We start from the raw sequence: 15,124 nt of genomic DNA on the forward strand, positions 1-15,124 counted from the left end.
CTTTCGTCTTTATAATATGAGAAAGAAACTGTCTTCTATTTTTATTTTCCTGCTGACTGTCCCGCTCATTGCGCAGGAAAATCATGACATGATCAATAATCTTGAAATTGGTCGGGAACTTTTAATTGGTGGATCTTCCGTCAAGTTTATCGGGGTAAAATCAGATTCCCGCTGTCCCAAAGGCGTCACTTGTATTTGGCCCGGGGAAGCAAAGCTCGTTCTGGGGATACATTTCGATGGTAGATATTTTGAAAAAGAAGTGGTGATACAGGGGACAGGAGGAGAATTTCCTGTTTCTGAAGATTTCCGGATTCAGGTTTACAACCTAAGCCCTTATCCTGAAGCAACAAAACCTATTGCTCCTGAAGATTATCGATTAAGTATTTCCGCAGAATTCGGTAGCGAAGGTTAATGACAGCTGCCACAGCCTGTGCCGCAGGCTTTCCCAGATTTCTTCTTGCCCCCAAAGATGAACTTTGGCTTGTACACGAACTTGGTAAACATATAACCCACCGCTAGTGAGAAAGTTATAAAGACGAGTATTTCCTGAAGAATTTCCATAATGCTAGTTCAAAGTTTGAAATGCGACCAGGGCGGCTATATAGGCTATAGCTGTCATGGTGATTAATTGCAACACCGGCCATTTCCAGGTGTTGGTCTCTCTTTTTACAATAGCCAGGGTACTCATACACTGCATTGCAAAAGCATAGAATAATAAAAGACTTACTCCACTGGCAAAGGTGAACAAAGGTCCTCCCAGGATGTGGTTGGTCTCCGATGCCATTCTTGATTTTATTGTTTCCTCCTCATCACTTCCCACGCTGTATATGGTGGCTAGAGTTCCAACGAAAACTTCCCTGGCGGCAAAAGAACTCACAATGGCAATTCCTATTTTCCAGTCATAGCCAAGAGGTGCAACTGCGGGTTCAATGGCTTTTCCAATGTTACCAATGTAAGAATGCTGCAGCTTATAAGAAGCAACGAGGTCATCCAGTTCCCCCTCTGGTAAAGTGGTCTCGCTGTATTTCGCCTCCACAATTTCCCGGGCATTGCTAAAGTTATCTCCCGGTCCATAACTGGCGAGAACCCATAAAATAATCGAAATCGCCAGGATGATCTTTCCTGCACCCAGAACGAAGGCTTTGGTCTTCTCCACCACATTTATTCCTACGTTCTTGAACATGGGCATTTTATAATTGGGCATTTCAATAACAAAGTAGGACCTGCTTTTGATCTTTAATATCTTGTGCAAAACCCAGGCTGAGCCTATGGCCATGGAAAAACCCAGAAGGTACAATAACATAAGGGTCAGCCCCTGAAGGTTAAAGCCCATAAAAGATTTTTCCGGAATCACCAGTGCGATGATTATGAGATAGACCGGAAGCCTGGCAGAACAGGTGGTGAAAGGCACTACGAGGATGGTGATCAATCGCTCCTTCCAGTCCTCAATATTTCTTGAGGCCATCACTGCAGGGATAGCGCATGCGGTTCCTGATACCAGTGGCACCACACTTTTTCCGCTTAAGCCAAAGCGGCGCATGGTACGGTCCATAAGAAAGACCACCCGGCTCATATAGCCGCTCTCTTCAAGAATGGAAATGAACAGGAAGAGAAAAGCGATCTGCGGAATGAAAATTACGATTCCTCCAAGGCCCGGGATGATCCCTTCAGCAATAAGATTTGTAAAAGGTCCCGGGGGCATTGCATCACGAGTCACTTCACTCAGCTTCGCAAAGGTTGCATCAATAAAGTCCATTGGATAGCTGGACCAGTCATAGATGGCCTGAAAGATTAGTAAAAGTATAGCAAAGAAGATAAGATAACCCCAAACCCGGTGGGTGAGGACCTTATCCAGTTGCGCCCTTAGCCCCTTAGCAGCACTAACATCTACAGTGACCGTTCTTTTAAGGACATTGTTGATGAACTGATAGCGAAGAATCGTCTCCTTTTGCTGCATTCTTTTAAGGGTGCTCTCGTCTTTGGTGACAAAATCTTCCCTGATGGAAACATTCTTGCGGTTGACATTTCCAAAGTTGACATCCTGGGTAATTACCAGCCACAGTTTGTACAGGGATTGATTGGGAAAAGCACTCCGCAGTCTGTCAAAATACTGCGGGTCCATAGAGGACGCATTAAGGCAGGGCTCTGTTGAGATATGTCTATAGTTAACAATATGTTCCTTTAGCTCATCGATCCCGGTTCGCTTGCGGGCGCTTACCAGAACCACCTTTGTTTTGAGCTCCTTCTCCAGCGCAGGAACATCAATTGAAATTCCCTTGCGCTTCATCCTGTCGGCCATGTTTATGACCAGGATGGTGGGAATTTCAAGATCTTTTATTTGAGTAAAAAGCAGAAGATTCCGCTTAAGATTCTCGACATCACTTACTACTACGGCTACATCGGGGTAATCCTTGTCATTTTTGTTCAGCAGTAGTTCGATGACCACATTTTCGTCAAGAGAGGAGGCATTAAGGCTGTAGGTACCGGGAAGGTCAAGTATGTGCGCTTTGATATTCCGGGGAAGCTTACAAATACCTTCTTTTTTTTCGACCGTGATGCCGGGATAGTTTCCCACCTGCTGGTTTAGTCCTGTAAGTTGATTAAAAACGGAAGTCTTCCCTGTATTAGGATTGCCAATTAATGCAACATTTATTTGTTTGGCCATGACTAGGGAAGAATTTCTATTTCAATATGCAGGGCGGTCTCCTTTCTTATTGCCAGGTGGCTGCCGTTAATGTTCAGATAAAGGGGATCTCTAAACGGAGCGGTTTGCACCAGCTCGACTTCATTGCCGGGAAGACATCCCATTTCCAGAAGCTTTAGCGGAATTTTTTCAGCTGAAATCTCTTTAATGATGCCCTTCTGGCCCCTTCTAAGATCGGCAATTGTTTTGATCAACTTTTATTTAGATTGATTTTAAACAAGGCAAAAATAAGGCAAAATATACACTTACGAAAACTTGCGCCCACAAAAGAAAAATTTATTATTTCTTTCCTTAATTGGGATCGGCCTGGCGGCCTTCCTGCTTCAGGATCTCGATGTCCTGCATGAGCTCATCAATTGCAGAAGGATCTGTGCCGTCGTAAAAGCCTCTTATCCTTTTTTGCTTATCGACAAGTACAAAATTTTCTGTGTGTATCATATCAAAGGGTCCGCCGTCCCCGTCAGATTTTGCAGCGAGATATGACTTTCTTGCCAGGTCGTAGATCTCTTTCTTGTCTCCGGTCACCAAATTCCATTTTTCATCCATTACACCTTTTTCATCGGCATATTGTCTTAAAACCGGAACACTGTCGTAAGCCGGGATCACGGTGTGGGAAAGCAAAAGAACATCGTCATCATCCTTCAGCTTTTCCTGTATCTCCAGCATATGATCTGTCATGATAGGGCATATGGTTTGGCAGGTCGTGAAGAAAAAATCGGCAACATAGATCTTACCATCGTAGAAGTCCCGTGTAATAGTATCACCATTCTGGTTATAAAGCTCAAATTCCTGAATTGTGTGATATTTTCGCACTTCCTGCATAGTGGAATCCACCAGCTCATTGTTTACCATATTGGGCTGGAAAACAGGAAGTCTTTCTTCAGGCTTAAGAACATTATAAATGATCGTAATAATGATCGCCGAAAGCACAAAAAGAAAAATTCCGAAGAACTTATATTTAGCGAAGAAGCTGAGCATAATCTTAATTTGACGACAAAATTACGATTCTAAAACGTCATTTTTCACTCTCTACTATCTTAAAATCTATTGATCCTGAACCACCTGAACTTTAAACTTTTGTTTGAACCTTTAAAAGGTTACTTTTGTGCGATTTTAATTTAGCCAGATTTATATGGATCCCTTTTTTATAAAAGCACTTCAATTAATACTCAGTTTATCCATTCTTATTGTTCTTCATGAACTCGGGCATTTCATTCCGGCAAAGATGTTTGGGATCAAAGTAGAAAAATTCTTCCTCTTCTTTGATGTGAAATTTGCCCTTTTTAAGAAGAAAATTGGAGATACGGTCTATGGGATTGGATGGCTTCCGCTTGGAGGTTATGTGAAGATCGCCGGGATGATCGACGAGAGCATGGACAAGGAGCAAATGGCGCAGCCCCCAAAGCCCTGGGAATTCCGCAGTAAGCCGGCATGGCAGCGTTTGATTGTGATGGTGGGCGGGGTGACCGTAAACATTGTCCTTGGATTTTTTATTTACATGATGGTTGTATTCACCTGGGGTAGCCCTTATATCGCACCTGGAGATATGCCAAACGGTTTTGCGGTAGATGATACCTTCAAGGAATTTGGTTTTAGGGATGGAGACAAGGTACTGCAGGTGAATGGGGAAGATTTAAAGAACAGTATTGATATCAACAAATACCTTTTTCTAAGGGATGTGCAGAACATCACAGTAGAACACCAGGACGGGCAGCAGGAAACTATTGCTGTTCCTGCCGATATTGGTTCTCAAATGTTCCAGGAAGGGGTTATGCAACCTTTTGTGCCAATGACCATCCCTGTGCTTGACTCTGTAGTAGCCGGCAGCCCTGCAGCTCGTGCAGGTCTAAAAAAGGGAGACAGGATCATCTCTATAAATGATATCGAGATTGGATACTGGCATCAAATGACCCGGGAGGTAGATCGCAGTAAAGATAAAGAGTTGAGGCTGGTATATAGTCGGGATGGAGAATTTGAGAGTGTGGAGTTGGATGAGCAGAAAGCCGAAGCCCTGGCACAAAATCAAAAGGAAGTTACGTTAACTCCCAATGAAGAAGGCAATCTGGGAGTATATGTGGATGCCGAATCTTCCATAAAAGTGAGTAGAGAGTATTATTCGTTCTCTGAAAGTATTGCGAAAGGATTTGACCTGGCCTACTGGACGCTGCACGATTATGTGGCGCAGTTCAAATATGTCTTTACTAAAAAAGGTGCTACCCAGGTAGGAGGTTTTGGGGCTATTGGAGGTCTGTTCCCCGATGCATGGAATTGGCAGGCATTCTGGATGACCACCGCCTTTATTTCCATCATTCTTGCATTCATGAATATTCTTCCTATCCCTGCGCTCGATGGGGGTCACGTAGTCTTCTTGCTGTATGAGATGGTGACAGGTAGAAAGCCAAACGAGAAATTTATGGAGTACGCCCAACTGGTAGGTTTCGTGATCCTTATCGCACTTGTACTTTTCGCTAACGGAAATGATATCTATCGCTGGCTTTTCGAGTAAGACAAAGTTTTTTTAAACATACCAGGCCAAAAAATGATATTTTTGGCCTTTGTTTTTTTTACTTTTCCATGAATACAACCTTTTCAAGCTCAGCTGCGGAACACCTTCGGAAAATGATATTTTTGACAGGTATTCTTTTATTAGTTTCCTGTTCTTCTGATGAGCCGGTTGATCCTGCTCCGCCTGAAGTAGAGCCGCAATCTGAAGATATTGTTATCTTCTCTATTAACGACCCTCATGGCAGGATCCACAATTTCGGAAAGATCAAAGCCATCATTGACAAGGAAAAAGAAACCGAATCCCAGGTGTTCTTTCTTTCAGGTGGAGATATTTTCTCTGGAAACCCCATAGTTGATTACCATCCGGAAAAAGGTTTCCCTATTGTAGACCTAATGGGCAAAGCGGGAGTGGATGTGAGTGCCCTTGGAAACCATGAATTCGATTATGGGCAGGAAGTGCTTCAGGAAAGGATGCAGGATTCTGAGTTTCCGTTCTTATGTGCAAATCTGGAGAGCAGTTCTTCAGGCTTTACCATTCCGCAGGGAAAATTGATGCTGGAAAAGGATGGTTTTGAGATCGCCTTTATAAGTGTGGTAGAAACAGGATCGGCAGATAATAAGCCGCTATCCCACCCAAAAAAGCTTCAGGGGCTTGAATTTTCTGAAGGTGTGAATGCGATGAGCAAGTATCGCAATGATTCGGGAGTCATGACTGCCGATCTGGTTGTTGCTGTGACGCACTACGGAAGAGAGGGAGACAGAATGATCCTGGAACAGCATGATTTTGTCGATCTTGTTGTTGGAGGTCACAACCACCGGGTCTATAGTGAAAAAGTGAACGGGAGATACATGGTGCAATCGGGTTCGAATTTAGAGATACTTACAAAATTAAACCTGACAGTGGAGGATGGCGAAATCACTGAATATTCCCATGAACTGATATATCTTGACCAGGTGACGGAAACTGATGATGTCATGGAAGATTTAATAGCTGAATACAATAATCAGCCGGAATTTTTTGTGGAAATAGGAACCTCTCTTCAAAACCACAACACTGCAGAAACTGCCTGTTTTTACACAGATGCCATTCGCACTTTGACAGGGGCCGACGTTGTTTTTCAGAATTACGGCGGCGTACGGGCACAACTGGATTATGGAAGTATCACTCCTTTTGATATCTATACCATTGACCCATTTCAAAACGGTCTGGATTCCTTTACCATGACGGTTGAAGAACTGGAGGACTTCTTAAATTCTTCTTACGCGCCATCTCTGGCCTATTCGGGGATAAGAATTGAAAACAGGAACGGCAGGAAAGAATTGATTGCAGCCAATGGCAGTAATATGTCCGATAACACAGAGATTTCAGTGGCTCTTAATGACTATATCTCTAACGTTTATTCCCAGGATTTTCAGCAGCCCACTACAACTTACGAGAAGACCACTGCGGAATATTTAATCGATTACTTGCAGCAACACCAGTCGATAATAGATTATGACGGCTGCAATCGTGGGATATAATTTCTTCTTAAACCAGGCGCTATAAAAAGGAAATTAATAACAATTAAAAAAGCGGATGATTGTCTTGTGAAAAGCTCTCTTTCCCTGAACCATTAAGAAAAACAGGATCAGAGAAAACCGCATTCTTTGTCTGGGAGAAAAGCAAAAACTACTGAGAACGACGAAGGGTAATTCATAGTAACGGTAGGTGCCGGATGTTGAGCAACAGGCTTTTGTGACCATATGCTCTTGAATAGGAGGAATGTTTGAAAAAATAAGCTTAATACGTAAGCGAACGACTTAGGAGTTAGTGAGGTCCAGAGTCTGTTTTATTCCTGGAATAAAAAATTCTTTAACAGGGAAGCATTCGTCTTAAACAAAAAAAAGCCAACCTCACAGTTGACTTTTTTGCTCCTCCTCTTGGGCTCGAACCAAGGACCCTCTGATTAACAGTCAGATGCTCTAACCAACTGAGCTAAGGAGGAATTTCAGTATGTCTTTAGTGTCATTTTAAAAGGTCACTAAAACCCTTTTTATTTTTGCTTCTCCTCCTGGGCTTACCTCGACTCAGCTTTTCAAGCTTCGTTCGGCACAGGCTTATCGCCCAAAGAAAATTCACATTAAAACTTTGCTCCTCCTCTTGGGCTCGAACCAAGGACCCTCTGATTAACAGTCAGATGCTCTAACCAACTGAGCTAAGGAGGAATGTCGCAACCATTTTTGCGGTTGCAAATATAGTTGAAAATTTCTATTTCACTAAGGAAAGAATTAAAAATTGCACTTCTTTAAAAAAAATTCTTGCCTTTCTTCAGGTGGAGATTTATATAATTCTCTTCCTGATTTTATCAACTATAAATACTCTGCACAAAATCCTGATACTTCACCAATATAGTTCTTCGCTTCAATTTGAGCGTTGGAGTCAATTCCCCGCCCTCTATTGTCCATTCATTTGGGATCAAATTGAATTTCTTTATCTGTTCTACCGGATTGAAATGCAGATTGTATTTTTTCACAGATTCACTTATCAGTTGGCGAACCTCTGCGGCATGAAGCACTTTATCATTTCCGGGATAGGGAAGCTCCTGTTCCTGGTACCATTTTTTCAAGGCTTCAAAAGCCGGTACCACCAAAGCACCTACAAATTTCTGCAGTTCCCCCACGACCATAATCTGTTCGATCCATGGACTTTCTACCATTTTATTTTCAATGGGTTGAGGTGCTACAAATTTTCCGCCACTGGTCTTTATCAATTCTTTCTTTCTATCTGTAATCTTCAGGAATTTTCCATCTATAATTTTTCCTATATCACCTGTGCGCAGCCACTCTCCTTCCATGACCTCTTCAGTAAGATCCGGACGTTTATAGTAGCCCATCATGACGTTGGGACCTTTACATAGAATTTCCCCGTCTTCAGCAATTTTGACTTCTACATCCTTAAGCAGTGGTCCAACTGTTCCAAACATCCTGTTGTCTTCACTATAGCGGTTTCCGCTAATGATTGGAGAGGCTTCTGTTAGACCATATCCCTCCTGGATCACAATTTCAGCAGCTGTGAATATTTTCAGCAAACGCACCTGGCAAGCCGCGGCACCGGTGATTATCGACTTTATTTCGCCACCCAGTGCTTCTCTCCATTTACTAAAGATAAGTTTATTGGCAAGTGCAAGCTGCAACCTGTAACTTAAACTTTTTGACTTATTTATCTCAAAGTTCTCTGCCAGGTTCAGTGCCCAGAAGAAGAGCTTTTTTTTCACGCCCGTTAATTCATTTCCTTTTGCGAGAATTCCCTCATAGATCTTCTCAAGTAAGCGCGGGACTGTGGTAAAAAGAGTGGGTTTCACTTCCTGGAGATTCGCAGCTATGGTATCCATACTTTCAGCATAGTATACAGCTGCCCCGCTATAGAAAAAGCAATAAGTAGCCATTCTTTCAAACGCATGGTTGAGAGGCAGGAAGCTTATGACTCTTTTTCCTTTCATCCCCACCTCCTGAATAACATCGGCCGCACCAAGGGAGTTGCTAACGATATTGCGGTGGGACAACATAACTCCCTTTGGAGTTCCGGTTGTGCCCGAAGTATAAAGTATGCTCGCAAGATCGGTTTCCAGAACAGAATTTCTTAGCTGTTCTAATTCGAGCTGTAACTCAGGTGATGGTTTAGTAAGCAAATCCTGCACTTGAGGAATTCCTGAAACCTTCTTGAATGAAAATACCTGTTCCAGCGCCGGAAGTTCATCTTTTATGTCTAAAAGTTTTTTATAAAGAGAGGTATCTCCAACAAAGATTAATTTCACCCCGGCATCTTCAAGAATAAACTTTAGTTCATTACTGGTAATATTTGGATAAACCGGAACAGAAACAGCTCCGATCTGTTGAATTGCCATATCTACCATCATCCACTCCGGGCAGTTCTGGCTAATGATCCCAATCTTGTCCTTGCCTTCTATACTACCATCACCTCCCGAAAATCCCATTTTTAGGAGACCGGCACTTATTTCATTTACCTTTTTTCTCACCTCCAAAGTGCTGTACTTTTTCCATTTCCCATTTTCTTTGGCTGCAAGCATATCGGGTAGGGGAAAATTCTGAAGCTGATAGTCAAGGCAATCGAAGAGGCGCTTAGGTTCTTTAATAACTATTTGGTCTTCCATATATTAAGATCTGAAACATTATATTTCCTTGCGGCAAGTGGTCGTTCCGGCAGGAAAAGGCAAAAATATCATATATAAGCCATATTCCACTACATCCACAGGTCTTCTTTAGGTGAGCTGCATCTCAAAATATCAATATTAAAATCTTATGCAAAAAAAAGCCGGCAGTTTTTAACAAACATGCCGGCTATCAAGATCTATTAGTTTTCTTAGCTCTCTTCTCCAAGTTCCACAGCCCTGTCAAAAGCAGCGTAGGCTGCCTCTTTGATCAATTCCTTTACATTATTATCGTCCATTGAGTCGAGGGCGGCCCGGGTAGTTCCACCTTTTGAAGCAACCCTGTCCATCCACAAGGTTGGGGAAAGGTCGTTCTGGTTAAAAAGTTCAACTGCCCCTTCAAACGTCTGACTAACAAGTACCCGGGAATCGTGTTCTGAAAAGCCCATTTTTAAGGCCGCTTCCAGCATAGAGTTCATAAAGTAGAAGACATATGCCGGTCCACTTCCCGAAATCCCGGTAGAGGCATCGATATAATTCTGATTTTTTACGTGTATGGATTCTCCTGTGGTGTCGAGAAGGTTTCTTACCATAAGCAATTCCACTCTCGAAACTTCATCACTTTCCGTATAGGAAGTAACGCCTTTCCCAACCTGTGCAGGCAGGTTTGGCATTGCTCTCACTACTTTCTTAATTCCCAGTCCCTCCTGGATCCTTTCGATGGTAACCCCGGCCATAAGAGAAACAGCTATTTGTTCCTCGTTCATCATAGGTTTCATTTTCTCAAACAGTTCTTCGCTGTGGTAAGGTTTTACGGCAAGAAATATCATATCTGCCTCAGGCAAAGCATCCTCAAGTTTTTCCTTTACATCAAAAAGCCCCATGTCTTTCAGCAGGACGATTTTATCTGGTGACACGTCGTACACCATCAGCTTTCGCCGGTTTAAAAATGTTGATGACGCCATTCCTTCTGCATAGGTAAGGCCCATATTTCCTCCTCCAATAACTAAAACTTTCATTACTTTAATATTTTGACTTTTTTGTGCAAAGACTGTACAGGACTACCCGGGACAATAATTTATTCTGAATTTTCTTTCAATAAATAGCCCTAGCCTTTTGATAATCAGCTTTTCTGAATTTTTCACCGGAATCCATAGAAACCGACAATTCGTCAAAAACCTGCAAAACCGTCAGTATTTACAGAGTTTCAGGAGGAGGAAATATGGCTTTAATTAAATATATTTGGGACAAACTGAACTTAAATTAGAAAAACATGAGAAAAATTTCAGGAACTTGGTTCCTGTGTCTGTTGTTTGCAGGACAACTTTCCTTTGCACAAAGTAATGATGAGGTCATTCAGGATATAGTGCGGGAAGCCGAAGAAAATTCACATCTGGAGCAACTGGCGCATCAGTTGCTGGATAGTATTGGCCCAAGGCTCGTAGGTACACCACAAATGAATAATGCACATAACTGGGCGGTACAAAAGTTTGAGAGCTGGGGAATTCCTGCGGAAAAGCAGAAGTGGGGCGAATGGCGCGGCTGGGAACGTGGTATAACTCATATTGATATGATCGAACCCCGCGTGCAGACTCTTGAGGGAAGGCAACTCGCCTGGAGTCCGTCAACAGGAAAAAAACCTGTGACTGCAGAAGTTATCACTCTTCCTGAAACCGTTACAGATTCTCTGGAATTTCAGCGTTGGCTGCCCAATGTAAAAGGTAAATTCGTGCTCATTTCCATGAAAGAACCAACCGGAAGACCGGATTACAACTGGGAAGAATTTGCAACCGAAGCTTCAATGGAAAAAATGAAACATGAGCGCAGGGAGCAAACGGAGGCATGGAGAGATAAATTCCGCACCATGGGATATAACTCCCGCACCCTGCCTGCTGCATTGGAAAAAGCCGGTGCGGTTGGGGTCATAACTTCCAACTGGTCTGATGGGTTTGGTGTAAATAAGGTTTTTGCAGCCTACACTAAAAAAGTTCCTACCCTGGATCTTGCGCTTGAAGATTACACTATGCTTTACAGGCTGGCCGAAAACGGAAGTAAACCAAAAATAAGAGTGACTGCAGAATCCAAGGATCTTGGAATGGTGCCGACTTTCAACACCATTGCCACTATTGAAGGAACTGAACTACCTGAAGAATACGTGATCCTTTCTGCACATTTCGATTCCTGGGATGGGGCTACAGGAGCAACCGATAACGGTACCGGAACCATTGTAATGATGGAAGCTGCGAGAATTTTGAAGGAGCATTATCCAAACCCGAAGCGAAGCATTATTGTAGGATTATGGGGTAGTGAGGAGCAGGGCCTCAACGGTTCTCGCGCCTTCGTTGAAGATCATCCTGAGATCGTTAAAAATACCCAGGCGGTTTTTAACCAGGATAACGGAACGGGAAGAGTAGTGAGTATCTCGGGAAACGGCTTTTTGCATGCCTATGATTACCTGGGCGACTGGCTTTCAAAAGTACCTGATACTGTATCTGATCATATTGAGACGAACTTCCCCGGAAGACCCGGTCGTGGCGGATCTGACTATGCATCATTCCTTGCCGCGGGAGTTCCTGCCTTTAATCTTAGTGCCCTTAACTGGTCCTACTGGAACTATACGTGGCACACGAATAGGGACACCTATGATAAGATCGTGTTCGACGATGTGAGGAACAACGTCATTCTTACAGCTGTATTGGCCTATATGGCAAGTGAGGATGATGAACAGACTTCCAGGGAACAAATCAAGTTGCCGAACAATCCGCGTACGGGAGAACAAATGACCTGGCCGGAACCGCGTTCACCTAACAGAAGAGGAGGAGTGGATTAGGAGAGCCAAGAGCCTGGAATCAAGAACCAAGACTTCTTTACTCTGCAAGATCTACCAAAGTTTTCGACTTTCTGATCGGGAACATTAAGGGACCAACGTATATTTACTAAGAAGGACTTTGGTAATCTTTTAAAGCTGTAGAAAACTCATTGCACCTAAAGTGCCAAAAAAGAGATTTTCTGCAGCTTTTCTATTTCATATTGAGCTGCTTTTTACCTTCGGCAACTTCCTTGCGCGCTCTTTCAAAAAGTTCCTTGTCGCCGTCCACAAGAACGCGGGTAAGTTTTTCCATTTCATAAAGGTACTTTCGGCCAAAGCCGGGATCGTTCTTTACAATATCGGGCGTGTTATCAATAACATCGGCTAGTTTTATGGTTTTTGCTTCTTTACTCATCCCGGCCTGTCGTTCCACTTCTTTATCCTTGCGGGTTCTCCGGTTGAGGTGTGGATAATTAACCTTCATGTATTCATCTGTGAGCTCCTGCACCAGACCGGCAACCTTTTTTCCGAATTTTTGCTCAATTTCCCCTATTTCAACCGGCGTATCTTCAACTACATCGTGCAGGTAAGCCGCGCAGATCATTTCGGGAGTATGAGGAACTGAGCGAACGATCTCTGCCACCCTTTTTGGATGTTCTATATATGGTTCATCAGAATACTTCCGCATTTGCTCCCCATGCGCTTTTGTAGCAAACTCCAGGGCTTCTTTTTCCATAGTTTTCTTCTAAAAATAAGATTTTTTCAGAAGTAGTAAAAAACGAAAAGGCTGCAACAAGTGCAGCCCCTAAAATGATATTTTCGAACACCTTTATTTCAGCGGAGACCCAACAGGAATTGAGCAGTCATGTCCCGGCTCCCCGTGCGGCGGATTCACCTTTGGTGTTTGGTCAACTCTAATTGGAGAAACCGAAGTAGACGGCGTTTGGGTTGTGGTGGTAGAATTTGGAGTGTTGCCGGTACTTGCAGTCAAGGGCGCACCTACGGGTAGATCGCACCTGTGACCTGGCAGTCCGTGTGCCGGGTTCACTTTCACTTCTCCACTTCCTGCAGCTTCGGCAGTGGTTTCAGAAGTTTGCTGCGGAGTAGTCTCAGCAGTCTTTTCTTCATCCTTGCAGGAGACCATCAGGATCAGGCCAAGGGCGATTATGATGTAATTAAGTCCCAATTTTTTCATTTTCAATTATTTTATAAGGTTTAGCAATTCTTCTTGTGGTATAGTAAGTAGACCGGCAGAAGGCAATCTGCGGGTCATTTCCTTCCAGTTCTCATCTTCTGCGAATACTGCTTCAAAAATAGGTTTGGCTTCATCCATTCTTCCGCTATTGGCGAGGGCTACAGCAGTCCAGTACTGCATTTCCAAATTCTCAGGGAAGAGCTGCATGGCGTTACCGTACTCTTCAAGGGCTTTGTCAACATTATTTTCTTCCATAGCGAGATCACCCCTGTTCATATATTCATAAGCACGGGCTACTTTTAAAAGTCGCTCCAGTTCTACCAGTGGATCCTCATGATCGTCCACGCGCAGGTCGATTTTCTTTTCTTCCCACGGATTCTCAACTTTTTCGGGACCTACGACTATTATAGCGGCAGATTGCTTTCCGCGAATATCACCACCCGAAGCTTCTGCAGCCTGTAGGACCTTTAACACCCGTTCTGCCAATGGCAGGTCTTTGTGCTCCAAAAAAGCCTTTTGCATAGCAGGTACTACGGTTTGGTTGAGCATCATATTTGCCTGTACCGAATAGTTCTCTCCGGTGATATGATCGGCAGCTTCAACACAATTTTCGCCTGTATGAGCAGCAGTATTGCCTGAGGTATCCAAAAATGCCACTTGTCTATACTCTTTTCCTTCATCCTGAGCCAATAAAATTCCCAGGGCTTCCGAGGGATTTTTACCTTGTTCCATAAGCTCTAATCCCTTGGGACCATATGCCGGATTAACAAAGGACTGTGTAGCCACCACCCCTACACCAGATTTTCCCCAGGACACGATAGATCCCACAGAAAACCAATGGCTTTGTACGCCCACCGCCATTTCTCCGGTCTCGGCATCCCGTGCTACAATGGAATATGTATGTGCAAATGCATCTTTTTTAATATTCATTTCCTGAGATTGAGCTGCTGTAATGTTCAGCAACAAGAAAAAAATAGAAATGCGGATCATGTCTTCAGGTTCGGGTTAGAGTCTAAAGATAAGTATTCCCCGCAAATAAACTAAAAGGTATGATGCAGGCTTATTTGCAGCTGGCCTTTGCTCACATTATCTGTAGTCTGCGTCATATAACCTGCCTGTATTTTCAGATTGTTTTTTAGGGCATAACCCAATGCAGAATAAAATCGATTCCGGTCAAAGAGTTCAACACGCCGGTTATCTCCTATTTCACGCTGGCCGTTAATAAAGATCTCGTTATAAAGAGCGAGGTAAATGGCGTTTTTATCAAGATTAGGTTGGTTTAGAGGCAGGTTTACAAATAGGTTATAGCGATACCTTGTTCTAAAATCCTGATCTTCTACCCAGCGTTGCTCATATCTAAAACGGTGGGTAAGATAGAACCTATTACTTATTTTATGCGGAAGCAAGGCTTCCTGATAGATCCTGCTTTCCCCGGAAGTCGCATCGCTTTCTCCAAATTCCCCCGATGTTATATTGGCATAACCAAGAGTAAACTTTGCGTTTGCATAATCAGGTGAATAGGTGAGACCACCGCGAAGGAGCAATTGCTCAAGATCGCCTCCTAAATTCCAGTTACGGTACTGAACATCTCCCTGTATTTCCCATTTACTTTCCCCAAATCCCGTGTTCCAGAAGTACATATACCAGGCCCCGGTTTGATCTTCGTCAATTTGGGCCATTGAAGAAAAAGATATTAAGAGGCTAAACAAGATGGTGGTAAAGAGATATCTGTTCATTATAGTTTTTCGGCAAATTTAAAATAT

General features: G+C 43.2%; 13 protein-coding genes and 2 tRNA genes. 4 read left to right on the forward strand and 11 right to left on the reverse strand.

Translation table 11 applies throughout. From position 1 onward, the window contains the following. Positions 1 to 16 precede the first annotated feature (16 nt). A complete protein-coding gene (locus VR862_RS07315; RefSeq protein WP_324720301.1) occupies positions 17 to 412 on the forward strand; it encodes a hypothetical protein in 396 nt (131 codons plus the stop codon). A 153-nt stretch (positions 413 to 565) separates the two neighbouring features. On the opposite strand, the gene feoB is transcribed toward VR862_RS07315, so the two are convergent. The 3 genes from feoB to VR862_RS07330 all read right to left on the reverse strand — a co-directional run bounded on the left by feoB (position 566) and on the right by VR862_RS07330 (position 3,682). After that, a complete protein-coding gene (gene feoB, locus VR862_RS07320; protein ID WP_324720302.1) occupies positions 566 to 2,665 on the reverse strand; it encodes a ferrous iron transport protein B in 2,100 nt (699 codons plus the stop codon). A 2-nt stretch (positions 2,666 to 2,667) separates the two neighbouring features. Beyond that, positions 2,668 to 2,895, reverse strand: a complete 228-nt coding sequence (locus VR862_RS07325) for a FeoA family protein (protein ID WP_416384492.1) — start codon at positions 2,893 to 2,895, stop codon at positions 2,668 to 2,670. Positions 2,896 to 2,995: 100 nt separating this feature from the next. After that, positions 2,996 to 3,682 carry an SCO family protein gene (locus VR862_RS07330; protein WP_324720304.1) on the reverse strand — a complete coding sequence of 229 codons (687 nt, stop codon included), beginning with the start codon at positions 3,680 to 3,682 and terminating at the stop codon, positions 2,996 to 2,998. 154 nt (positions 3,683 to 3,836) lie between these two features. Here VR862_RS07330 and rseP point away from each other — a divergent pair, with 154 nt between their 5' ends. Both rseP and VR862_RS07340 read left to right on the forward strand, forming a co-directional pair. Further along, positions 3,837 to 5,210, forward strand: a complete 1,374-nt coding sequence (gene rseP, locus VR862_RS07335; RefSeq protein ID WP_324720305.1) for an RIP metalloprotease RseP — start codon at positions 3,837 to 3,839, stop codon at positions 5,208 to 5,210. Between the two features lie 113 nt (positions 5,211 to 5,323). Next, on the forward strand, positions 5,324 to 6,730 hold the full coding sequence (locus VR862_RS07340; RefSeq protein ID WP_324720306.1) for a bifunctional metallophosphatase/5'-nucleotidase: 1,407 nt from the start codon (positions 5,324 to 5,326) through the stop codon (positions 6,728 to 6,730). 390 nt (positions 6,731 to 7,120) lie between these two features. Here VR862_RS07340 and VR862_RS07345 read toward each other — a convergent pair. The 4 genes from VR862_RS07345 to proC form a co-directional block, all read right to left on the reverse strand. Further along, positions 7,121 to 7,194: transfer RNA gene (locus tag VR862_RS07345), tRNA-Asn, on the reverse strand. Between the two features lie 146 nt (positions 7,195 to 7,340). Beyond that, positions 7,341 to 7,414, reverse strand: a tRNA-Asn gene (locus tag VR862_RS07350). Between the two features lie 140 nt (positions 7,415 to 7,554). Then, entirely contained in the window at positions 7,555 to 9,360 is a 1,806-nt protein-coding gene (locus VR862_RS07355) for an AMP-dependent synthetase/ligase (protein WP_324720307.1), read from the reverse strand. A gap of 209 nt (positions 9,361 to 9,569) precedes the next feature. Next, positions 9,570 to 10,376, reverse strand: coding sequence for a pyrroline-5-carboxylate reductase (gene proC, locus VR862_RS07360; protein ID WP_324720308.1), 807 nt, complete (start codon positions 10,374 to 10,376; stop codon positions 9,570 to 9,572). Between the two features lie 254 nt (positions 10,377 to 10,630). Between proC and VR862_RS07365 the strand changes: the two genes are divergently transcribed. Beyond that, positions 10,631 to 12,187, forward strand: coding sequence for a M20/M25/M40 family metallo-hydrolase (locus VR862_RS07365; protein ID WP_324720309.1), 1,557 nt, complete (start codon positions 10,631 to 10,633; stop codon positions 12,185 to 12,187). A gap of 190 nt (positions 12,188 to 12,377) precedes the next feature. On the opposite strand, the gene VR862_RS07370 is transcribed toward VR862_RS07365, so the two are convergent. From VR862_RS07370 to VR862_RS07385, 4 genes are all read right to left on the reverse strand, one after another. Next, entirely contained in the window at positions 12,378 to 12,902 is a 525-nt protein-coding gene (locus VR862_RS07370; protein ID WP_324720310.1) for an HD domain-containing protein, read from the reverse strand. Positions 12,903 to 12,995: 93 nt separating this feature from the next. After that, entirely contained in the window at positions 12,996 to 13,361 is a 366-nt protein-coding gene (locus tag VR862_RS07375) for a hypothetical protein (protein ID WP_324720311.1), read from the reverse strand. 6 nt (positions 13,362 to 13,367) lie between these two features. Then, positions 13,368 to 14,291, reverse strand: a complete 924-nt coding sequence (locus VR862_RS07380; protein ID WP_324720312.1) for a DUF1028 domain-containing protein — start codon at positions 14,289 to 14,291, stop codon at positions 13,368 to 13,370. A 110-nt stretch (positions 14,292 to 14,401) separates the two neighbouring features. Further along, entirely contained in the window at positions 14,402 to 15,097 is a 696-nt protein-coding gene (locus VR862_RS07385) for a DUF2490 domain-containing protein (protein ID WP_324720313.1), read from the reverse strand. Between the last annotated feature and the right edge of the window lie 27 nt (positions 15,098 to 15,124).

It is taken from the genome of Salinimicrobium aquimaris, from assembly GCF_035607535.1.
Taxonomy (GTDB): Bacteria; Bacteroidota; Bacteroidia; order Flavobacteriales; family Flavobacteriaceae; genus Salinimicrobium.